Raw genomic sequence first — 22,704 nt, 5'->3', positions numbered from 1 at the left:
GAGAAAGGCACAAAAAAACCGCTCAAATACTTGAGCGGTTTTCTTTAAGAGCCCCCAGTCGGGATCGAACCAACGACCTACTGATTACAAGTCAGTTGCTCTACCAGCTGAGCTATGGAGGCTTTACTTTTGCGACGCCCCGTTACCGGTGAATCGTGGTGCAAAAGTAGGGCGAAGAATGATTCAGCGCAAGCGTTTGATATAAAAAATATGCATTTTTTGTGGTGCTAAGGCGTATTTTGTTGAAAAACAGATGGTTTGGCTAACGCTAAAATGCCAGATTTTAGAACCGATGCCGAGGGAATAACGGGGCAACATAAACTCCCCGCCCAATTGAGATGAAAAAAGCCTGTGCGTTTATTCGCACAGGCTTCTGATTAATCATTTCTGATTCGCTTAGGCCGACTGGGCAGCCCGTAGCTGATTGCGGAGATCATCGAGTTGCTTCTGCGCATCAGCAATCTTTTTGTCGATATCGGCACGGAGTTTATCGGCGTTCTTCGACCGGGCAAAGAACTCGATGTTGTTCCGGTATGTAGCGATGTCGTTTTCAAGGGCCGTAATCCGACGACGGATATCGCCACCCCGGCTGTCGCCATCACCATGACCACCCCGACGGTATGAATCCCGGTCGCGGTCGCCCCGGTTACCACCACCACCCCGACGGCCTTGATTTACTTCGGCTTCGGTTTCCTGGATTACCCGGTCTTTTTCTTTCTGGGTCATCTTACCCATCGCACCGACCAACGCGTTGATAGCGTTGATATAGCGTTTCTGGGTCACCTGCATATCGCGCTTGGGTACAAATCCAATGCTGCTCCACTCGCGCTTGAACTCGTTCATTTGCGAGAGGTCGGCACCTTCCGATGCCGCGGCTTCGATGCGGGCAATCAGCTCGTTTTTCTTCGCGAGGTTGTCCTCAAACTCCCGCTCAGTTTCCTGATTCTTGTTACGCTTGCGGTTGAAGAACGAATCACAGGCATTCTTAAACCGATCAAAAATCGTGTTCTTGAATTTCTCGGGTACCTGGCCGATGTTTTTCCACTGCCGCTGCAGCTCAATCACGCGCTGCGTCAGCTCAGGGGTATCTTCGCCCGACTCCAGGATGGCTTCCACCTGCTCGCAAAGTTCGGTTTTCGCTTTCAGGTTCTGCTCACGCTTGGCTTCCAGCTCTTTGAAGAACTCGCCTTTGTTGTAGAAGAACGACTTCAGCGTTGCCCAGAATTTCTTGCTCAACTCCTTGCCTTCTTCGCGCGGCATAGAGCCTTTCAGCGCATTCCAGCGGTCCTGAATCGCCATGACCTCTTTGGTCTTGTCGTTCCAGTCGTTGATGCTCGATGAAGAGAATGAGGTGAACGGAACCAGCTCTTCGTAGATTTTCGACTTCTCTTCGTACAGCTGAGCCGATTCTTTCCGCTGCTCTTCGGTTTGTCCCCGACGCCGTTCGTACAGCGTATCCAGAGCCGCCTTCATCCGGCCCCAGAGTACTTCCTGCTCGGCTTTGGGGGCCGGGCCGATATGCTTGTACTCTTCAAACAAGGCGTTCGCTTCGTCGATTGTCTGACGCGACACTGGCTTGTCGGCCAGTTCCTGCGCCATAGCTTCAACCTTCTGGATTACCTCCGTTTTGAGGGTGGCATTCCGCTTGCGGTCGAGCTCTTTCAGCTCAAAATAAATATTCCGGTTGCTGTAATACCGGTCGACCAGGGCGTGGTACGTAGCCCAAAGCGTAGCGTTGTGGGGCGAGTTGATATTGCCGGCGGCTTTCCACTCGTCCTGAACCTGCTTGAACTCGTTCCAGCTGGCTTTAGGATCAGCCGCGCTGTTTTCGTCGTTCTCAACCAACTCCCGAAGCCGCCGGAGCAGTTCGGTTTTGGTCGCGAAATTCGAATCTTTGGCCTTGTCCAGATTCTGGAAATAGGTATTCTTCAGACTCTTGATCTGCTTGTAAAACGCATCAAACTGGTTGACGCTTTCGTCGTACTTAAACTCAAATCCTTCGTCAGACCCGTTCTCTTCGGTGTATTTCGAGAGAGCCGATTGGCGGTCACCTGCCTTCAACTGATCGAACAGGGGCTTGGCTTCTTTCAAAATGGCGTCGGCCCGCTTGAAATCGCCGGGTGTTACCCCTTCGGCGCTGATGGTTGTCAGTTGCTCCTGAAGCAACGCCACAAATTCAGCCTTACCAAACTGACTGTAGTCGATGGCAGGCTGGGCAGCCGCTTCTTCCTCGGCGGTCTCCGTATCGGCGTAGTCAGCCGTGATTTCCTCGGCTACCGATGGTTCGATAGCGTCGGCCGGAGCTGCTTCCGCTTCGGGTGTTGCGACCTCGGCTACAGCCTCAGCTTGTGGGGCTGTTTCTTCCAGAATGGAAGGCACCTCGGCATCGGCCGGGAGTTCTTCGGCGGGAGCCTCGTCGGTCGAAACCGCCTGGGCGTCTGACACATCGGTGGGTTCAGCCTCCGTAGCGGCTGTCGGAACCGATGACTCTTCACTGGTAACCGGCGCGACTGGGGCTTCAGCGGATGCTTCTACCGGGGCCGGTTCTTCCGAGGGTTCGACGGGCGTTGATGCCTCAACCGTTTCAGTTGACTGGGCAGCAGGTTCGTCTGTTACATCCTCTTGAGCAGGCTCAGCAGCAGCGTTCTCTGTCGCATCCAGTTCCAACATTTCGGCTGGCTTACTGGTCAAATCCTCAGGTCCTTTGATTTCTTTTTCTTCGTTTGCCATGTTGGTAACGTACCGATTACTTTTGCAAAAATAGAAAGAATTGCGGATTCGGAGGATTTTTCCTTCCCTAACGATCGCAAAGAAAACGAATTATGTCGGTAGAAATAGCAGACTTAAGAAAGGAGTATACCCTCAACGGGCTTGATCGCAGCGATGTTTTGGCCGACCCTTTCGCCCAGTTTCGGCAGTGGTTTGAGGCTGCATTGGGGGCTGGTATTCCCGAGCCAAACGCTATGCATTTGGCTACTGTTGGCGAAAATGGCCGTCCATCAGGTCGGATTGTGCTCATCAAAGAGGTCGATGGCCGGGGTTTTGTGTTCTACACCAATTATGAAAGTGACAAAGGGCAAGATTTGGCTGCTAATCCGGTGGCCTCGCTGACTTTCTTTTACCCGGAACTCGAGCGGCAGATTCGGGTCGAAGGCGTTGTGGAAAAAGTGACCCCTGAGGAGTCAGATATTTATTTTGGGAGCCGGCCACGGGGTAGTCAGATTGGTGCCTGGGTATCGCGACAAAGTACCGTAATCCAAAGTCGTGACGAGCTGACCAACCGTCAGAACGAACTGGAGGCACAATTTGATGGAAAACCGGTGCCCCGGCCCCCGCATTGGGGTGGTTACCGGGTGGTGCCCGATTCAATCGAGTTTTGGCAGGGCCGCCCCAGCCGATTACACGACCGAATACGGTACCGTCTGGTCGACGGAGCCTGGGTAATCGAGCGCGTATCGCCCTAATCGCTCCATTCGAATCCTTTTATTTTAGTAAACGGTCTGTTTTAATCGAGTTAAACCGTGCTCAACCCCGAGGTTGGCCCATCAAAGTGGGCTGGCCTCGGGGTTTTGTATGAACGAGAATCATGGCTAATAGCTGCCGAAAAATCAGCATGGCTGGTCTGATTTGCCAGGTTCACCCGAATATGTAGCCATTCGGCTTAAGTGCGCCAGTCGGGTATCTTTGCGCATGGATTATTTCAAACAGCTTCTTCAGCTTCTTAAAGCCGAACGAAACGAAGACCGTGAACAGTACCGCCGACTGACCGAATCGACCTCGATTGCCGAGCGCCGGTCCGATGGGTTGACGTGGTACCCTATCGCCATTCGGGGTTCGGAGTTGGGCCGGGGCGATTACCTCACCGTCGAGGTTGAGCGGACTACGCATCAGGACATTGCCCATCAGTTTCGGGTAGGCACGCCCGCTATGCTGTTCAGCAACCATGACCCCAAAAATGACCGGGTCGAGGGGACAATTGCGTATCAGGGTGGTAATCGGCTCAAGATTACCCTACTCACCGACGAACTGCCCGATTGGTCGCGGGATGGTAAGCTGGGTGTTGAGCTGCTGTTTGATGATCAGAGCTATGATCAGATGCAGGAGGCCCTGCAACTGGCAAGTACGTTGGCCGACAAGGGTGAGAACCGGCTTGTCAGAGTTCTGACGGGGGATGCAAACCCTACGTTTCGGCCGTTGCCCACATTACCCGTTATTCCTCGTCTCAACGAGAGTCAGCTACAGGCAGTTGGTACAATTCTGGCGGCCAACGAACTGGCTATTGTACACGGCCCTCCCGGTACCGGTAAAACCACCACGCTGGTGCAGGCCATCAAGGCCCTGTACGGGCAGGATCATAAACAGATTCTGGTGGTAGCACCGAGTAATGCCGCTGTTGATCTGTTGAGCGAAAAACTGCACGACGAAGGCCTTCGGGTACTGCGGGTAGGCAACCCGGCGCGGGTATCGGAACGGTTAATGGGCTTAACCCTCGATCATCAGATGGCCGACCACCGGATGATGAAAGACATCAAAAAACTCCGCAAGCAGGCAAGCGAGTTTAAGGCAATGGCGCATAAGTACAAGCGCAGTTTCGGCCGGGCCGAACGGGAGCAACGTAAGGCACTGTTTGATGAAGCCCACCGAATCATGAAAGATGTTGCCCAGATCGAGCAGTATATTACCGATGAACTGCTGGCGCAGGCGCAGGTCATTACGGCAACGCTGGTGGGGGCCAACCAGTACCTGATTCGTGACCGGCGGTACCATACCGTTGTGATTGATGAAGCCGGTCAGGCGCTTGAGCCGGCTTGCTGGATTCCGATTCTGAAAGCCCAAAAAGTGGTGCTTGCTGGTGATCATTGCCAGTTACCACCCACCATTAAATCAGTGGATGCAGCCCGGCAGGGTTTAGCCACCACGCTCCTTGAAAAAGGGGTAACTCTGCACCCCGAAGCAGTGCGCCTGCTCAACGTGCAGTATCGGATGCACGAGCGGATCATGGGCTACTCATCATCCGTGTTTTACGGCGGGCAACTCCAGGCGCATACCTCGGTGGCTACCCACAGCTTGCATACGGGCGACCTGCCTCTTTTGTTTGTGGACACCGCCGGGTGCGGTTTCGAGGAAAAACTCGAAGGTACCAGCTCAACCAACCCCGAAGAGGCCGCGTTTCTGATTCGTCATTTGGCCTTACTGGCTGAGGAGTTAAGCCCGGCATACGGCCCGGCAGACTTCCCGTCGACGGCCGTGATTTCACCCTACAAGGCGCAGCTAAATCTCCTGTCGGAGCAGCTGACGCAAAACGCCGAACTGGCTCCGTTTCGGGCCAGGATTGCCGTCAATACCATTGACAGTTTTCAGGGCCAGGAGCGTGACATTGTGTATATCTCGCTCACGCGCAGCAACGACAAAGGCGAAATTGGCTTCCTGTCCGACATCCGACGGATGAACGTAGCCATGACACGTGCCCGTAAAAAACTGGTTATGATTGGCGATAGTGCCACATTGGCAACGCATTCGTTTTATGCCGACCTGATCAGCTATGCCCAAACGCACGATGGGTACCGCAGTGCCTGGGAGTGGATGTAAGGTTCTTTTACGGGAGTCCGGCTGGCAGTCGACCTGCTTTTCGTCCGTGTAACCCGTGCCCCAACCGGCTGGTAAAAATTGGGTTGCCTTTTCGGGTAGAACCTCTTTCCTTTGCTCGCAAAAACCCACGTCGTGATGAAAACAAACTGGATTGGTTTCTGGGCAATACTGATGCTGGCTGGCTTTGGAAGTCGGGCGCAGACCGTGTACGCTGGCGAACAAACGATTGAGAAAAATAAGTTGTCGGGCTTGTTTCTGACCTTACCCGTCGACGAGAAAGCGGTTAGCCGCGAGTGGGAACAGGTGCTACGGTCATACGGCCGGATGAACCTCTCGCGAGGGGTGTTTCGGGTGACCAATGCCGACATTCCGTCGGTCTCGTCGGAGCCAATCAATCTGACCAGTCAGTTAAAAGGAGGCAAAGCATCAACTACTCTGTTTGCGTCGTTTGATTTGGGCAGTGGCAATTTTGCCCGGCCTGGCGACCCCAGCTACAGTGCTGCTGAAACCCTGCTGAAAGACTTTGCGGCTAAGGCGCTATACAATAATGAAGTACGCATTGCCGAAGAAAGCTTTACCGAAGCTCAGAAAGCGCATCAGCGTTCAGTGCAGAAAGGCGAACGGCTTGGGCGGGATATTGAGCGGAATAAGCGCGAAAAAGAACGGCTCCTGCGTAGTCTGGATGAAAATGCAAAGGAACTCGACCAGCTGACCAAAGACGTCGACCTGAACAAAACCGAGCAGGAAAACGCCCTAACCGAAATGGATGTAAAAAAGAAGAATGTAGAGACTGTAAAGGCCAAAAAACAATAGTGAGTCAGCTTGAGTGATACTAAAAAAGCGCCCCCAGACTGAGGGCGCTTTTTTGTTGCCTGACCAGTAGGTTACTGGGGCTTGAACTTCATCTGGAGGCCCAGCGATTCTTTTGGGGTAATTCCGAGGAAAATGGCAATAAACGCCAAACCGAAATCGTCGTCCTGGCTTACTGAAGAGAGCTTTTGCTCAGCTTTGACCTGTAGTTCATTGCTGGTAAGACTGGTGATATCGTAGGTCTCCACTGTTTTGTCTTCGTAGGTAAGTTGCAGCTTCTTGTTAGAATCGATCAGCTTCCAGGTACCTTTATCCTGATAGGGTTTTCCCTGATCATCAACGTCACTCTCTACAAAGGTGCCGTTGCTGCTCAGGTTCATTTTGAAGTTCGACATATCCATTGGGTTGTCTTTGGCTCCCTCTTTGTACAGGGCTGTTCCCACTTTGCCGTCGACTAGCAGGTCAGTTTGGGTGTTTTTCCAGTTTTTGGCAATTAAGGTTGTGGGGTCGCTGGCGGGTGTGGGATCGTCACTCTTTGAACAGCTGGTAAGGGTAAGGCCGAGGATAGCGGCAGTGAATAGGAAACGTTTCATTTGTGTGTAGTGAATTGTTGGTAATAGATTCAAATGTATGTTACGGTAAGTATATGAGCCGGATACTTTTGTGTAAACGGTAAGTGGTTTCTGAGGCACTTTGTATAATAGACTGATCATCTGGATATTATAAAAAAAGGGGCAGTAACAAGTACTGCCCCCGATCAATATGGGTTGGTAAAGGAAAGTTAGAACGTCGTTACGCTCAGGCGTCCGCCCGTAACACACCGGCCCGACAGAGATGCGGTGGGTACGGTGGTGTTCAGGATGGCCGATTTGATTTGTGAAGCCGTAGCCGTTGGGTACAGCGACTTGTAGAGCGCAACGGCGCCAGTTACGTGCGGGGTTGCCATTGATGTGCCGTTGTATGAGGCATAGCCCGAGCCCCCGCTCGACGTTGGTACCGTTGACCAGATGCCCGAACCCGGTGCGCCAAGGTCTACCGTTGTTGCGCCGAAGTTCGAGAAGCTCGACCGAGCCCCCGATGAGGTGATGGCCGCAACCGCAATTACGTTGGTGTTATTGTAGTTTGAGGGATAGTTGGCTACAGCGTCGTTGTTGTCGCCTACACCATCAGAGCCCCCATTACCAGCGGCTGCCACAAACAGAATCCCGGCTGCATTGGCGCGCTCGATAGCGTCGCGCAGGGCCTGTGAATAGCCACCACCGCCCCATGAGTTGTTGCTGGCTACGATGTTGAGCCCATGACGCCGTTTCAGGTCGGTCAGGTAGTCAATGGCTTTGATGGCGTTGGCGGTGCTGCCTCCGCTGCTACCCAGAAACTTCAGACCAATCATCTTTACGTTCCAGCACACACCAGCCACGCCGGTGCCGTTGCCACCCCGTGCGCCAATAGTACCCGCTACGTGCGTACCATGATCGTCGGACGGGCCGTCGTAAATTGAGGCATTGTTAGATGCAAAGTCCCAGCCGTACAGATCATCCACGTAGCCATTGCCATCGTCATCAACACCATTACTCGTTTCGTAGGGGTTTACCCAGCTATTGGCCGACAGGTCGGTATGCGTCCGCATGTACCCTTCGTCGATAATGCCGACAATTACGCTGCTCGAACCGAGTTTGTTGGCGTTCCAGGCCACGGCGGCCCCACTGCCAAACTGATTAGCGGGCGAGGTCGATGCGCTGTACATGCCCCAAAGTTGTCCGCTGGTGAAATACGAATCGTTGGAGGTAGCATCCAGCGTGTAGATGTAGTTTGGCTCAGCATACTCTACTTCCGGCATGCCTTTTAGCTCGTTGATGGCCTCAAAGACATCCAGCGACGTTGAAAGGAGCGTAACTCCCTCTTTATCGCCTTTGTCCTCCATCATTTTGGTCAGAATTTTCTCGGCTTTGCTGTACTTCTGTTTGCTAAGGGCTTTTAAAATTTTTTCGGACGCGACACCTTCTTTAAACTTCACCAACACCTCGCCGGGGACAAAGTTGCCCCGCTCGGCAACCCGGGCCTGACCGGTTGTTGTTGGCGTTAATTCAATCTGGGGCTGGCAACTGTACAGCAGAGCACTGCTCAGCAGAACGGTTGCCGCCCGCTTTCCAAGAGAAGTTAGTTTGTTCATAAATAAATAGGATTAATAATTGGATCACAACTTAATCAAAAGTTTACGTATGAACAAAACCTCACTTTATAATTTTAATCCTTTATTAATGGTGGGAGGGGTTTAATTTGTTGAAATTGAGGTGGTTAAGGTAAGTCAATTTGTCACTCTTTGTAAAAAACGCGCTTGACTCGGTCGCTCACGTTGGTGAGCAGCTCGTAGGGGATTGTACCTATCAGTTGGGCTAATTCCTTAACCGATACATTCGGACCAAAGATTTCGACCTCGTCGCCTTCCGAAACGGAGGCTGCTGTTACGTCAATCATGGTCATGTCCATACAGATGTTGCCGATGGTAGGGCAGAGGGTGCCGTTGACCCAGATTTTGCCTACACCATTGCCGAAACGCCGGTCGTAACCGTCGGCGTATCCGATGGCCAGCGTGGCAATGCGGGCGTCGTGGTCGAGTACACCCCGGCGGCTATATCCAACTGTATCGCCCGCCCGCACGGTTTTGATCTGGCTGATAACGGTGCGGAGCGTGCCAACGGGCAGCACGCGCCCCGGTTCAATCTGACTGCTTTCAACGCCGTACAACCCGATTCCCAGCCGCACCATGTCGAGCCGAAACTCGGGGAACCGCACAATACCGGCCGAGTTGAGCAGGTGCCGCGTGGGGCAATACCCGAGACCATCTTCCAGCTGGGTAGTGGCTTGTACAAATCGGGTGTACTGCTCCTGTGAGAAGGCATTGAACTGGGCTTCGTCGGCCCCAACCAAATGGCTGAAAACGGTAGGTACCTGCAGGTTAGGGTGTTCGTTAAGCAACGCGATAACGGCGGGCAGATCATCGGGTAAAAAACCCAACCGGTGCATACCCGTATCAATTTTAAGATGCAGTCGCACCGGCTCGTCAGGATTCAGGTCGGATCGGGTTTGCACAAAATCGCACCATTCGCGCAGGAGTCTGAGGCTGTAGATTTCGGGTTCGAGCCGATGGTCGAGGAGGGTAGCGAAGGTTTCGGGGGCTGGATTCATGACCATAATGGGCAAATCGACCCCGTTTTGTCGGAGTTGCACCCCTTCATCGGCATAGGCAACCGCGAGATAGTCGACCCGGTTGAACTGGAGCAACTGGGCCACCTCAACGCTACCAGCTCCGTACGCGAAGGCCTTCACCATGACCATAATTTTGGTTGGAGACGGTCCGGCGCTCCGGCCAACCTTGGCGCGGTAGTAATTGAGGTTGTGGGTGAGAGCATCGAGGTTGATGTGCAGCACTGTGCCATGCACTTTGCGTTGTAGCCGGTTGATAATCCGCTCGAACGTGAAGGACCGGGCTCCTTTGACGAGCACCACGGCATCGCGGAAAAGCTCGGCAGGTACCTCAGCCAAAAACGATTCGGTATCGGGGTAAAATGCGCTGCCAGCCGGAAAATGGCCCCGTTGCCCGTTCAGAACCGGACCAATACCCACAAACAGGTCGGGGTGCTGTTCGCTAATAAGTTGCCCAATTTGGGTGTAGAGGTCGGCTTCGGGTTGGCCCGATTGCAGCACATCCGATAAAATAATAACCTGCCGGGGACGCGTGCGCTGCTGATTCAGAAAGTTGAGGGCAAGTTGCAAACCAGCAACGTCGTTGTTGTACGTATCATCAATGAGCACACTGTTATGGATGCCTTCTTTCAGTTCAAGCCGCATAGATACGGGTCGGAGCCGGTTGAGCCGTTTCTGCAGCCCGGCTTCGTCGGTTAGGCCCAGCTCCAGAAGCACAAGCAGGCAATGAATGAGGTTCTCGACCGAAGCGGGGTCGGTGAAGGGGAGCTGAAGGTGCCAGGCTCCCCCGTTGCTACGGGTTAGCCGGAGTGTTGGGCCTGTCACCTGAGCCGTGAAGTCGGCTGCCTCATCGGTCGTTGACCAACTTACGAGCCGAATAGCCGGGTTAACAGCCTTGAGCAACAGCCGGATCTCTTCGTCGATGTCGGAGTAGTCTTTCCGGTAAATGAGGCATTGCGCGTGGGTAAACAGCCTTAGCTTCTCTGCAACTTTTTGCTTTCGGCTCCGAAACCCTTCGTCGTGGGCGGTTCCGATGTTGGTAAAGACCCCGATGGTAGGGGCCACAATCGGTTCCAGGTTAACCATTTCGTGCGGAGCCGAGATACCCGCTTCAAAAATGCCGAGCGTGTGCGACCCGTTGAGTTGATGCACCGAAAGCGGTACGCCCACCTGCGAATTGTAGCTTTTAGGGCTACGGGCAATGACAAAGTCGGTAGCGAGAAGTTGCGCCAGCCACTCCTTTACAATCGTTTTGCCGTTGCTGCCCGTAATGCCTACCACCGGAATCGTGAACTGGGCCCGGTGTCGGGCGGCTTCGTGCTGTAGTGCAACCAGTACATTGGGTACGCGAATCCATTCCGCATGGGTTAGGGCCTGCCACTCAGGGCGTTCCAGGCCCTGTTGCACCACAAACTGCCGGACTCCGCGTTCGTACAGCTCGTTGATGTACAGGTGGCCATCGTGCCGGGTACCCGGAATGGCAAAAAAAACAGTGTTTTGGGGGTCGGCAATGACCTGGCGGGAATCGGTAAGCCAGATGGGGTTCATGCAAAAAAGGGGTTACATCCAGCCACGACGGCGGAAATAAATAATGAGCCCGGCAGCCGTAGCGGCCATCACGCCGAGCGTTATGAAGTACCCGTTGGGCGTTTTTAGCTCGGGCATATTATCGAAGTTCATGCCGTAAATACCCGCAATGAACGTCAGAGGCATAAAAATAGCCGAGAAAATGGTGAGCGTTTTCATGACCGAGTTCATTCGGTTGCTCATGGTTGAGAGGTACACATCCATCAGACCCGGAATCAGTTCTCGGTACGAATCAATGGTTTCAATAACCTGCGTCACGTGGTCGTACAGGTCGCGCAGGTAGGGGAGGGTGCCCGGCTGAATAAGCGGGTGTTCGTCCCGAATGAGTGCACCGATCATGTCGCGCAGGGGCCACACCATCCGGCGGGTGTAGGTCAGCTCGCGCTTCAGGCTGTACAGCTCGGTGAGCGTAGGTTGCTGCACACCATTGCCCCCCACCTGCACCTGCACAATGCGGTCTTCGAGCTTGTCGAGCTGGTTACCAATAAAATCGAGCACTTCAAAGTACCGGTCGACGATCAGGTCCATTAGGGCGTACAGGAGGTAGTCGGGACCGTTACGCCGGGTTTTGCCGGCCGAGGCCTTAATTCGGTCGAGCACGGGCGTGAAAATATCGGACGTACGCTCTTCCTGAAACGAAATGAGGTAATTGGGGCCCAGCACAAAGCTGATATGCTCGGCATCGATTTCGCTGATGCGGTTGTGGCAATGCAGCATTTTGAGCGTCACGAACAAAACCCCATCGTCGTAAGCCTCGCTTTTGGGTTTTTGCTCGGTGTTTACCACGTCTTCGAGCAGGAGCGGATGCAGCCTGAACTGCTGGCCCAGAGCCTCGATCACCTGCGGCTGGTGAATCCCGTCGACATCAATCCAGGTCACAAACGGTGTGCTGGCTGCGGGGATGCGGCAGTTACTCAACCGCCCCGACCCATCAATGTGATACTCGGCCGCGTTGTACTCGATGCGCGAAATCCGGGTGGCATGGGCCACTTCGCGACCTACGTACGTGATGGTGCCGGGCGAGGCTCCGGCCTGTTTCTGACCTGTTTTGTATCGGCGTCGACTCATTGGGGCAAAATTGGACATTAACCGACGAAATAATCTACGTCCTGGCTAACTTTTTGGCCGGTTGGTGTCGATGATTGTCCAGAGTGAATTACGGGTAATATTTTCGGAACAAGGGCCCAACCGAACCGGAAAAGTGCTTTTTTTGGGGTGTGGTCCGCGATTTTCATCACAAACGCCCACCTACGCTCTAAATTACCCCAGTATGTTCCAAAAACTTTTACGTCTTTGTGCGGGCTCGTTGCTGAGCCTGTCGATAGCCGTTGCCCAGCCGATTCCATCGCCGAAGGAGCACTTTGGTTTTAACATCGGTGATGACTACCAACTGGCTAATTACACCCAAACGGAGGCCTACTTTAAAAAGCTGGCGCAGTCGGACCGGGTAAAACTGGTTGACATTGGCCTCACCGAAGAGGGCCGCCATCAGTATATGCTGGTGGTGTCGTCGCCCGAGAACCTCAAAAACCTGGCGCGGTACCAGGATATTTCGCGTCGGCTGGCCCGTGCCGAAGGCCTCACCGATGAGCAGGCCCGCGCCTTGGCGGCCGAGGGAAAAGCCGTGGTCTGGATTGACGGAGGCCTGCACTCGACCGAGACCGTTGGGACCATGCAACTGATCGAAACGGCCTGGCAACTGGTGAGCCGCAAAGACCCCGAGACAACCCGGATTCTGAACGACTGTATTGTGCTGCTCGTACACGCCAACCCCGATGGGCACGAACTGGTAGCGAACTGGTACATGCGCAACCCGGTTCCGCAAAAGCGCAGCCTGGAATACCTGCCCCGGCTGTACGAAAAATACGCCGGGCACGATAACAACCGGGATTTTTACATCATGAACCTGAAGGAAACCCAGAATATGGGTCGGCAATTGTTTGTCGATTGGATTCCGCAGATCATGTATAACCACCATCAGCGGGGCCCGGCAGGGTCGGTGCTGGCAGGCCCGCCGTACCGCGACCCGTTCAATTACGTGTTTGACCCGCTTATGATTACGGGTCTGGATGCCATCGGGGCGTCGATGATTAACCGGCTGAATTCCGAAAACAAGCCCGGTTACACCCGCCTGAATGGCTCAGTGTTTTCGACCTGGTATAACGGTGGTTTGCGCACAACGACGCACTTCCACAACATGCTGGGCCTGTTAACCGAAATTATTGGTGGCCCCACGCCCGAAGATGTGCCCGTAGTGCCACAGCGGCTCCTGCCCAACGGCAACACTCCGCTGCCGGTATTGCCGCAGAAATGGCACTTCAAACAGTCGATTGACTACTCGATGTCGCTGAACTATTCGGTACTCGACTATGCAGCCCGCCACCGCGATCAGGTGTTGTACAACATCTACCGGATGGGCAAAAACTCAATCGAGCGCGGCAGCGGTGATTACTGGACCTTATCGCCCAAGCGTATCGATGCTATTCAGCAGGCGTACCGCGCAGCTGTTCAGAAACCCCGCCCCGATACGGCCGGTCATGCCGCAGCCGCCCGCGAAGGGGGTATTCCGAAGCGCTACTACGATGCCGTGCTGAAAGATTCGACCCTGCGCGACGCCCGTGGCTATGTTATTTCGGCTAACCAACCCGATTTCCCCACGGCGGTGAAATTCCTCAATGCTCTCATCCGAACGGGTATTCAGGTACACCGGGCTACGGCTCCGTTCAGTGTGAATGGCCGGAGTTATCCGACGGGCTCGTATGTGGTGAAAACGGCGCAGTCGTTCCGGCCGCACATTCTGGACATGTTTGAGCCACAGGACCACCCCAATGATTTTGCCTACGCGGGTGGCCCTCCGATTCGGCCGTACGATGCGGCCGGTTGGACACTGGCGTTTCAGATGGGGGTGCAGTTCGACCGGGTTCTGACCGATTTCAACGGGCCGTTTGAGGCTCTGCCGTATGGTGAGTTGCTCAATGCCCCAGCAGCCAATGTGGCCACAACCGGTGCGGCCGCGGGGTACGTGCTGCCTGCTCGCATGAACAACGCCTTTGTGGCGGTCAATGACCTGCTCAAAGCGGGCGTTGAGGTGTTTCGGATGCCCGCCGGTTCGGGGAAGGCCGATGCCGGTTCGTTTTTTGTGCCTGCCTCAGCCAAGTCGCGCGAGATGCTGACCAAAGCGGGTGTTGACCTGGGCCTGAGCGCCACCGGTGTTTCCAAGCGTCCTGCCGGTAAACTGGTGAAACTAAAGCCCGCTCGCGTGGCCATTTGGGATACCTACGGTGGTTCGATGCCATCAGGCTGGTTGCGGTTGCTTATGGAGCAGTTTCATTTCCCGGCCAGTGTGGTGTACTCACCCGAAATTGACGGGGGCGACCTCCGCAAAAAATACGACGTACTGGTGTTTGTACCCCGTGCTATTCCGGCCAAAGGGGCCCGTGGTGGCGAAACGGGCGGCTACACGCCCCGCGAGCCCAAAGTAGATTCGATTCCGGCCGAGTTCCGGTCGTGGGTGGGTCGCATCACGCCCGATAAGTCGATTCCGGCCCTGAAGAAGTTTCTGGAAGAGGGCGGTACCATTGTCACTATGGGTAGCAGTGCCAACCTGGCGTATCATCTTGATTTGCCCGTGCGCAATGCCCTCACCGAACTGGGACCCACGGGTCAGGAGCGTCCGCTGCCTGCCGAGAAGTACTACATTCCCGGCAGTTTGCTGCGGGTTTCGCTCGACTCTACGCATCAGGCTAACTGGGGTATGCCCGCACAAACCGATGTGTACTTTGATTCGAGCCCGGTGTTTCATGTTGCCCCCAGCGCCATTGCGAGCGGGGCTGTGCAGCCGTTGGCCTGGTTTGCTACCGACAAGCCCCTCCGCAGTGGCTGGGCCTGGGGGCAGCAGTACCTGCAGGATGGTGTAGCCGCCTTTGCCGCCCCGGTAGGTGCGGGTCGGCTGGTGGTGGTAGGCCCCGAGGCAACTTTCCGGGCACAGCCGCACGGCACCTTTAAATTATTGTTTAATCAGCTTTACCGTCTGGAATGACCGCTGCCGACGCTGCCCTGAGCCATCTGGCCAATGACCCGGTTATGGGTAAAATTATTGCCGAAACGCCCCTTCCCAAGGCGTTTTACGACTGGAACGACGATGTGTATCTGGCCTTGCTGGAAAGCATTGTGTCGCAGCAGATTTCGGTGAAGGCAGCCGACGCTATTTTCCGGAAATTCCGGCTTTTGTTTCTCGACCCAACTCCTTCCCCCGACGCACCCTTGCCGGGGGAGGGAGCCGAGGGGTATCCCGACCCGGTGCGCTTGCTGGCCAAAACGCCCGAAGAACTGCGCAGTGCGGGGCTATCGTTTCAGAAAATCAAGTACCTCCATAGTGTTGCCGAGTTTGCACTGGCCAACCGGATGGATCGGCCGTTCTTTGACGCTCTGACTGATGAGGAAGTGATTAGTTACCTCATCCCGATTAAGGGCGTAGGCCGATGGACGGTGGAAATGCTACTGATGTTTGTGCTCGACCGGCCCGATGTGTTGCCTGTAGATGACCTGGTCATTCGCCAAAAAATGGTCCGGGCATATGGCCTTACCGAAACGGGCCGACCGCTGTACCGCCGGTTGCACGAAATAGCCGAACCCTGGCGACCCTACCGGACCCTGGCCTGCCGGTACCTCTGGCGCTGGAACCCCAACCGGGTGGCGGAAAGCTAAGGCGCAGACAATCGGGTAGATGGATAAAAAGTAAGGGGTAAGACATGAGGCTTACCCCTTACTTTTTATAAAAAATGATAGCATTACTTTTAAACAAAATAGTAAAAGTGTCGTTTCTGGTATATTCATTAACTGATAGAACCATGATTACACGACTAAACTGTTTTTGGCTTGCCTTATTTTTTCTGGTGACCGCACTGACTGCCCGTGCCAACAATCCTGATGCAGTGCTGGGTGTCTGGAAAAATGGGGAAGGCACCGGTATGGTGCAGATTTACAAAAAAGGGGACAAGTACTTCGGGCGAATTGTATGGCTAAAGGTGGCCAACGATGAAGCCGGTAAGCCCCGTACCGATGTAAACAACCCCGAAGAAAACCTGCGCAACCGCCCCCTCAAAGGCCTCGAAAACCTGCGCGAATTTGCGTACAAGGGCGAAAATAAGTGGGAAGACGGCCGCATCTATGACCCCAAAAATGGCAATGATTATGCCTGCGAAATGAAGCTCGTCGACGAGAATACGCTCGAAGTGCGTGGCTACATTGGCGTATCCATGTTCGGCCGGACCGACGTCTGGAAACGGCAAGTCAAAAAATAGATCGTTCAGTACCTCCCATCGTACGTATGTATTCTCGCTTCATCAAACTGCTGGTTCTGGCCTGCCTGACCTACAATACGGCTACTGCCCAGACCACCCCAGCCGATACGACCTCGGCCCCGCCCGAAGACCTTAACTTCGATGAGTTTTCGGATGCCGACGACCGCAAGGTGAAAACCTTTGCTACCCAAAAAGTGCTGTATATGTCGCCTACACGCCTGATTTCGGTTGGGTATGAGGCACAGTTTGGCCCTCAGTTGACCTCGGTAGGTAGCCCGGAAGGAGGCCAATCCATCACTGACGCCCGGCTGACGGCCTACCGGGGGCTTCGGCTGGCGTACAACACGCCCGTAATTTCGCGCTCCAATTTTATCCTGAATCTAGGTGTTTCGTACTGGAACACAGGAATCCAAACCGATTTGTCGGCACCCACCGGCCTGAAAGGGGCACTGGAGCAGGGGCTGCGCACAGCGGGGGTGAACGCTACGGTGTTCAAGCCGCTCAACAACACCCATTTCCTGATCATACAGGCCAATGCCGACGCCAACGGGAACTACCGGGCCTTGTCGGACCTGAGTAGCAAGCATCTGACGTACAGTGGCACGGCTATTTTCGGCTGGAAAAAAGACGACAATTTTATGTGGGGCCTCGGCCTGACCCGCACCTACCGCGGGGGCGACCTGCTGCATATTCCGGTTTTGTTTTATAACCGCACGTTCAGCCCGAAATGGGGTGTTGAGGCCATTTTGCCCGCCCGGGCGGCCATCCGGCGCAATTTTGGCACCAATGCGCTGCTCTCGTTTGGGTACGAGCTGGAAGGAAACTCATTCTTCCTGAGCAATAATGCGGGCCGTACTGCCGATTGGTTTGTGCGCCGAAGTGAAATAAAGCCCCGCCTGAACTACGAGCGTAAACTGAAAGGGTTCGTGTGGCTGGCGGTGCAGGGCGGTATGGCCATCAACTGGCGGTACGATGTGCTGGGTACCCAAAATCCCGTGGCCAACGAAAAACCGCTTTTTGCCAATACCCTGCGTAATGCGCCCTACGTCAACGTGAGTTTGAACTTAGTGAGTCCGTAAGTCGAACAGCGTTTGCCGGAGGCTATACACACAATTTCCCCAGAACGCGAAGCTTTGCTCTCGCGTTTTTTGTATGTTTAGGCACTTCATCAATTTGAGAATCTATTTCAATGAGTTCAGTACCCACGTCGGTCATCACGACCTCTTTGTTTGACCTGTTTAAGATCGGCCCCGGCCCGTCGAGTTCGCATACCATTGGACCGATGAAAGCCACCTTTGATTTTCGGCAGCGGCTGACACAACTGCCCGCCGAAACCCTCAACCGGGCTTCCGAAATTCATATTCATTTGTACGGCTCGCTCAGTGCTACCGGCAAAGGGCACGGAACCGACCGCGCCGTGGTGGCCGGTCTACTCGGCTGGCAACCCGAAACCACTGATCCTGATGAGTTATTGGCACTGCTAAGCGACGAAACGGTGACCTATCCGGTCGAGCTGGGTGCGAAAACAGTGGAGGTGGGGCCTGCACATATTCATTTTGAGCGAAAACCGCCGTTTCGGTTGCCCTACGCGAATACCATGATTCTGCGGCTGACCGATGCCGAGGGTACTACGCTGGCAGAGGAGGAATACTACTCCATTGGGGGCGGGTTTGTGCTTCGGAAAGGCGAACCCGAAACCCCGACCAACTCGGTTACGGTGCCGTATCCGTACCAGACCATGAAGGAGCTGAAAGCGCACCTGAAAGCAAACCGGATTACGCTCGAACAACTCATGCTGGCCAACGAAAAGGCCATTACGGGAGCCTCTGAGAAAGATATAAACCGCCGGATTGATCAACTGCTCGACGTGATGCACCGCGCTGTTCGGCGGGGACTCCGGCAAAAAGGCACCCTGCCGGGTAATATTCGGCTCCGACGCAAGGCCCCTATGCTCTACGCACAGGCGAAGGGACTCGCTCAAACAAGCGACAGCTTTCTGATTTTTCTGAATGCATACTGTCTGGCTGCTTCGGAAGAGAATGCGGCTGGCGGAATTGTTGTGACGGCCCCCACATCGGGTGCGTCGGGCGTGATTCCGGGCTTGACCTACCTGGCCAAGAATCATTTTCATTACGACCGGGCTACGCTCCGCCGGGGCATGTGGGCTGCGGCTGCGGTTGGGTTTCTGGTCAAACACAATGCGAGTATTTCGGGGGCCGAGATGGGCTGCATGGGTGAAATCGGAACGGCCTCGGCTATGGGAGGGGCATTTCTGACCGAGTGCGCTGGCAAAGCCATTGAAGCCGTGGAAGCTGCTGCCGAAATTGGTATTGAGCACCACCTGGGCATGACCTGCGACCCAATTGGTGGCTATGTGCAGATTCCCTGCATCGAACGCAACGCCATGGGAGCCGTAAAGGCCTACAACGCCTTTTTACTGGCTACGGCTGGTACGCCCTCCGATCAGAAAATATCGCTCGATGCCGTGGTGAAAGTGATGAAAGCCACCGGCCGCGACATGTCGACGAAATACAAGGAAACCTCGGAGGCTGGCCTGGCCTTGAGTGCCACTGAGTGCTAACTGAGGCTGTTGACTCAGATTTTACCCGTAAAACAAACTACCTTACCGGCTGGACGTTAAGAAGCTGTTTGAATGGTTCCCCTCGAACAGCTTCTCTTACGGGGAATCTTATTGCGTACTCTTTTTACTATGGCCAATATTTACACGCCACGCCAACAGCGTATTTTGCTCATTACCAGCCTGGTAGTTATTGCCGGGTTCATCATTGCCGGGTTACGTCAGTATGCGACCGCTTTTCTGGGGGCGGCCATCCTTTTCGTGGTATTTCGCCCCTGGTTTCATTCTCTAACGCAGAAAAAGAAGTGGAATAAGCGGCTGGTAACGGTATTACTCATGCTGTTTTCGCTCATTGTCATTATTCTGCCTTTTGCCGTGCTGAGTGTGTTGCTCGTCGACCGGATACAGGTTTACGCCCGTAACCCCCAGCAGATTCTGGACCTGGTCAATCAGCTCGAAAAGGCAACTGGTTTTAAGCTGACAACCCAACAGAATGTACGGCAGTTAGTGACCGAGGGAGCTTCGTTTGCCAGCAAGCAGTTTCCATCAATTTTGGGGGGCACCCTCGACTTTGTGGTCATTCTGGGCCTGCTGTATTTTGCTCTGTATTTCATGTTCATGGAGGAAAAAACCTTCATGAAGGGCTTGCAGCGCTACCTGCCTTTTGAGCAGAAAACCCTCAACGAACTGGGCGAATCGCTCAAGAATAACGTCAATGCCAACGTGATCGGTCAGGCCGTGGTTTCGTTTGTACAAGCCATTCTGACTGGGCTGACGCTCTGGATTTTTGGTACGCCCGACCCGGCATTTTGGGGCATGATAGCCTTCTTTATGGCATTTATACCGGTATTGGGTACGCCGTTGGTGTGGGGCCCGGCCGCACTGATCAAATTTTCGCAAAACGAAACCGGGCAGGGGCTGGGTATTCTGCTGGTTGGTGTGATCGTGATTATCAACATCGATAATCTGTTGCGAATTCTGCTCGCCAAACGTATGGGCGATGTGCACCCGCTCATTACGCTCACAGGTATTGTACTCGGGGTACCTATTTTCGGGATTCTGGGTCTGGTTATCGGGCCGTTGCTGCTCTCTTACTTTATTGTGCTGATGGAGGTGTTTGAACGCCAAAATCGCCAACAACGTGTAGAGGCCGTTGCCGATGAAGTCAGGGTGGAAGAGCAGGCCCGGAAGGGGTAGGGCAGGAGAGCCGATCTGGGCAGAGCACCTGCTGAAATATAGGCCAGCCTCCAAGTGGTTTGTGGTTTTTCTGGGTTATTTTTGTTTTTTACTCAGGAAAATTTCACAAGAGGTATGGAACAAGTAGTGAGGTATTTTGAAACGATTCCGTCATTGCACCGAAGCCTGATTTTGGTGGGTGGCATTACGTTTTTCTGGCTTCTGGAGAGTGCTGTCCCCTTATTTCGCTTCGATCAATCGACGCCCGGTTACCGCAAAACGCGCCATGCCGGTATCAACTTCTTTTTTACGCTCACAACCATCGTTGTCAATTTTTGCCTTGCGTTTCTGCTCGTGAAAACCAGCGATTGGGCAGTGGCCAGTAAAGTGGGCGTATTGCCCTGGCTCGATTTGCCACTCTGGGCTGAGGCTTTGGTTGGTCTGTTACTTCTCGATCTGATCGGGGCCTGGCTGGCGCACTGGACAGAGCATCACGTAAAATGGATGTGGCAGTTTCATTCGGTGCATCATTCCGATCAGCACGTTGATACCACAACTGCCAACCGGCACCATCCGGGCGAGAGCGTAATTCGATTTGTGTTTACGCTGGTGGCCGTTGTGGTCACGGGAGCACCCATGTGGCTGGTGTTTCTGTACCAGTCGCTATCGGTGGTGCTGTCGCAGTTTAACCATGCCAATATTGAGCTGCCTCGCTGGGCCGACCGGTTGCTGGGGCTGGTGGTGGTTACGCCCAATATGCACCACGTGCACCATCATTACGTGCTGCCCTTGTCGAACACCAACTATGGCAATATTTTTCCGTATTGGGACTGGATTTTCGGAACGTTTGCGCGCGAGGAGGGTCGCCAATTGGTGTATGGCCTGGATACCCACCCCGACCCGCACGAGCACGCCCATATCGGCGGCATTCTGAAAGTACCGTTCGGGAAATACCGCCCCCCGGTAGGCGAACGGACAACAGAAGAATTGGTGAAAGACCGGGCCGCCGGGCTGTGAAAAAGCGAAAGAGTGAGTCATCCCGAATTTTAGGTTAGGGGGAGATTCCTTTCTCGAACGCCCCGTCAGGGGCCCAATATTGGTAGAAAAGACGTCTCCCGCCAATAGCAGAGCCCCGAAGGGGCGTAACTTGTTTAGGGTTACGCCCCTTCGGGGCTCTGCTATTTGATCTATTTTCCGGGTTAGCTACCAACATTAGGCCCCTAACGGGGCATCCAGGGAGGAGCTTGGATCAACATAGTCAAAACCTTGAAAATTCGGGATGACTCATGTTTCGCTTTTTATTTTTGCCGGAAGCTTTTCATAATCCAGCCGCCACCTACCACGTCGTTGCCTTCGTAGAAAACGGCTGCCTGCCCCGGCGCAATGGCCGAAACACCTTGTTCAAACAGAACTTCGATTTGATCGTCGCCGGTTTGGGTGACTATGGCACGGGTGCCGGGGTCTTTGTACCGAACTCGGGTGACGGTATCGAGGGGTTCGGTAATGCGGGCGTATTTCTGGAGGTTTAGCTTGCTCACCATCATGCCGTCGCGGAAGAGGTCGGTATCAACGCCCAGAACTACCTCGTTCGTTTCTTTCCGGATTTCGGTCACGAACATCGGCTTCCCAAACGCCATGCCGAGCCCTTTGCGTTGCCCAATGGTGTAAAAGGGGTATCCTTCGTGCTTGCCCAGAATCCGACCGGTGCCTTCTTCCACAAAATTACCGCCCGCTACTTCGGCTTCCAGCGTCGGGATTCGTCGTTTCAGAAAACCCCGGTAGTCGTTGTCGGGCACGAAACAGATTTCGTACGATTCTGACTTGGTCACGAGTTCGATAAAGCCCCGATCGGTGGCCATATCCCGAATTTCGGACTTACGTAGGTGACCCAGCGGCAGTTTCGTGCGGCTCAGGCTCTCCTGCGAAACGCCCCATAGCACATACGACTGATCTTTGAGCGTATCAACGCCTTTCGAGATCACGTACCGGCCCGCCGAGGGGCCTTCGGTATCCTGCCGGATGTTGGCATAATGCCCCGTTGCGATAAACTCACAATCGAGCCGGTCGGCCCGGCGGAGCAGTGCGTCCCATTTGATGTGGGTGTTGCACAGTACGCAGGGGTTTGGGGTGCGCCCTTCAATATATTCACCCGTGAAATGGTCGATGACAGCATCGCCAAATTCGGACCGGATGTCGAGAATGTAATGCGGAAAACCGAGGCTCACCGAGATATTGCGGGCGTCGTTGATACTGTCGAGGCTGCAACAGCCCGTTTCTTTTTTGGTCCCGCCCGACGAGGCATAATCCCAGGTTTTCATGGTCATGCCAATCACCTCGTAGCCTTCTTCGTGCAGCATAACCGCTGCCAGCGAAGAGTCGATGCCGCCACTCATGGCGACCAGAATGCGTCCGTGTTTGCTCATAAATGCTCTGCGAGGGTTCAAAGCCCTCCGATAG

The 22,704-nt window shown here is 54.3% G+C and carries 16 protein-coding genes and 1 tRNA gene; 10 read left to right on the top strand and 7 right to left on the bottom strand.

All coding sequences use genetic code 11. From position 1 onward, the window contains the following. Window positions 1-49: 49 nt before the first annotated feature. Together F5984_RS19170 and F5984_RS19165 are read right to left on the bottom strand one after the other, a co-directional pair. Window positions 50-122 (bottom strand) — tRNA-Thr (locus F5984_RS19170). A 274-nt stretch (window positions 123-396) separates the two neighbouring features. Next, window positions 397-2,730 carry a DUF349 domain-containing protein gene (locus tag F5984_RS19165; RefSeq protein ID WP_152125843.1) on the bottom strand — a complete coding sequence of 778 codons (2,334 nt, stop codon included), beginning with the start codon at window positions 2,728-2,730 and terminating at the stop codon, window positions 397-399. 92 nt (window positions 2,731-2,822) lie between these two features. On the opposite strand from F5984_RS19165, the gene pdxH reads away from it, so the two are divergent. From pdxH to F5984_RS19150, 3 genes are all read left to right on the top strand, one after another. Further along, a complete protein-coding gene (gene pdxH / locus F5984_RS19160; protein ID WP_152125842.1) occupies window positions 2,823-3,464 on the top strand; it encodes a pyridoxamine 5'-phosphate oxidase in 642 nt (213 codons plus the stop codon). 226 nt (window positions 3,465-3,690) lie between these two features. After that, window positions 3,691-5,589 (top strand): AAA domain-containing protein, encoded by a 1,899-nt coding sequence (locus F5984_RS19155; RefSeq protein ID WP_152125841.1) that lies wholly within the window; start codon window positions 3,691-3,693, stop codon window positions 5,587-5,589. Window positions 5,590-5,724: 135 nt separating this feature from the next. Beyond that, window positions 5,725-6,402, top strand: a complete 678-nt coding sequence (locus F5984_RS19150) for a hypothetical protein (RefSeq protein WP_152125840.1) — start codon at window positions 5,725-5,727, stop codon at window positions 6,400-6,402. Between the two features lie 71 nt (window positions 6,403-6,473). On the opposite strand, the gene F5984_RS19145 is transcribed toward F5984_RS19150, so the two are convergent. The 4 genes from F5984_RS19145 to corA all read right to left on the bottom strand — a co-directional run bounded on the left by F5984_RS19145 (window position 6,474) and on the right by corA (window position 12,258). Next, entirely contained in the window at window positions 6,474-6,992 is a 519-nt protein-coding gene (locus F5984_RS19145; protein WP_185155573.1) for a lipocalin-like domain-containing protein, read from the bottom strand. A gap of 188 nt (window positions 6,993-7,180) precedes the next feature. Further along, window positions 7,181-8,569 carry a S8 family peptidase gene (locus F5984_RS19140; protein WP_152125838.1) on the bottom strand — a complete coding sequence of 463 codons (1,389 nt, stop codon included), beginning with the start codon at window positions 8,567-8,569 and terminating at the stop codon, window positions 7,181-7,183. A gap of 143 nt (window positions 8,570-8,712) precedes the next feature. Further along, the gene (locus tag F5984_RS19135; RefSeq protein ID WP_152125837.1) at window positions 8,713-11,151 is read right to left on the bottom strand and encodes a bifunctional UDP-N-acetylmuramoyl-tripeptide:D-alanyl-D-alanine ligase/alanine racemase; all 2,439 of its coding nucleotides are present in this window, start codon (window positions 11,149-11,151) and stop codon (window positions 8,713-8,715) included. 12 nt (window positions 11,152-11,163) lie between these two features. Beyond that, on the bottom strand, window positions 11,164-12,258 hold the full coding sequence (gene corA / locus F5984_RS19130; protein ID WP_152125836.1) for a magnesium/cobalt transporter CorA: 1,095 nt from the start codon (window positions 12,256-12,258) through the stop codon (window positions 11,164-11,166). 202 nt (window positions 12,259-12,460) lie between these two features. Here corA and F5984_RS19125 point away from each other — a divergent pair, with 202 nt between their 5' ends. The 7 genes from F5984_RS19125 to F5984_RS19095 all read left to right on the top strand — a co-directional run bounded on the left by F5984_RS19125 (window position 12,461) and on the right by F5984_RS19095 (window position 21,264). Then, entirely contained in the window at window positions 12,461-15,229 is a 2,769-nt protein-coding gene (locus F5984_RS19125) for a M14 family metallopeptidase (RefSeq protein WP_152125835.1), read from the top strand. Beyond that, window positions 15,226-15,897: a DNA-3-methyladenine glycosylase family protein gene (locus F5984_RS19120; protein WP_152125834.1), complete on the top strand. Its 672-nt coding sequence runs from the start codon at window positions 15,226-15,228 to the stop codon at window positions 15,895-15,897. The genes F5984_RS19125 and F5984_RS19120 overlap by 4 nt, the downstream gene beginning before the upstream one ends. 143 nt (window positions 15,898-16,040) lie before the next feature. Continuing rightward, on the top strand, window positions 16,041-16,493 hold the full coding sequence (locus tag F5984_RS19115; RefSeq protein ID WP_152125833.1) for a DUF2147 domain-containing protein: 453 nt from the start codon (window positions 16,041-16,043) through the stop codon (window positions 16,491-16,493). 26 nt (window positions 16,494-16,519) lie between these two features. After that, a complete protein-coding gene (locus F5984_RS19110; RefSeq protein ID WP_152125832.1) occupies window positions 16,520-17,572 on the top strand; it encodes a DUF6268 family outer membrane beta-barrel protein in 1,053 nt (350 codons plus the stop codon). A gap of 110 nt (window positions 17,573-17,682) precedes the next feature. Next, on the top strand, window positions 17,683-19,074 hold the full coding sequence (locus F5984_RS19105) for an L-serine ammonia-lyase (RefSeq protein ID WP_152125831.1): 1,392 nt from the start codon (window positions 17,683-17,685) through the stop codon (window positions 19,072-19,074). 129 nt (window positions 19,075-19,203) lie between these two features. After that, window positions 19,204-20,268 carry an AI-2E family transporter gene (locus F5984_RS19100; protein ID WP_152125830.1) on the top strand — a complete coding sequence of 355 codons (1,065 nt, stop codon included), beginning with the start codon at window positions 19,204-19,206 and terminating at the stop codon, window positions 20,266-20,268. Window positions 20,269-20,382: 114 nt separating this feature from the next. After that, entirely contained in the window at window positions 20,383-21,264 is an 882-nt protein-coding gene (locus tag F5984_RS19095; RefSeq protein WP_152125829.1) for a sterol desaturase family protein, read from the top strand. A gap of 281 nt (window positions 21,265-21,545) precedes the next feature. Here the strand turns inward: F5984_RS19095 and mnmA are convergent, their stop codons facing one another. Continuing rightward, complete coding sequence (gene mnmA, locus F5984_RS19090) at window positions 21,546-22,670, bottom strand: tRNA 2-thiouridine(34) synthase MnmA (protein WP_152125828.1); 1,125 nt, start codon at window positions 22,668-22,670, stop codon at window positions 21,546-21,548. Between the last annotated feature and the right edge of the window lie 34 nt (window positions 22,671-22,704).

Origin of the sequence: Rudanella paleaurantiibacter, assembly GCF_009184635.1 — a bacterium.
GTDB classification, from domain to species: Bacteria; Bacteroidota; Bacteroidia; order Cytophagales; family Spirosomataceae; genus Rudanella; species Rudanella paleaurantiibacter.
The sequence above is the reverse complement of the archived record's forward strand: the minus strand, read 5'-3'. Positions and strand labels throughout refer to the sequence as shown.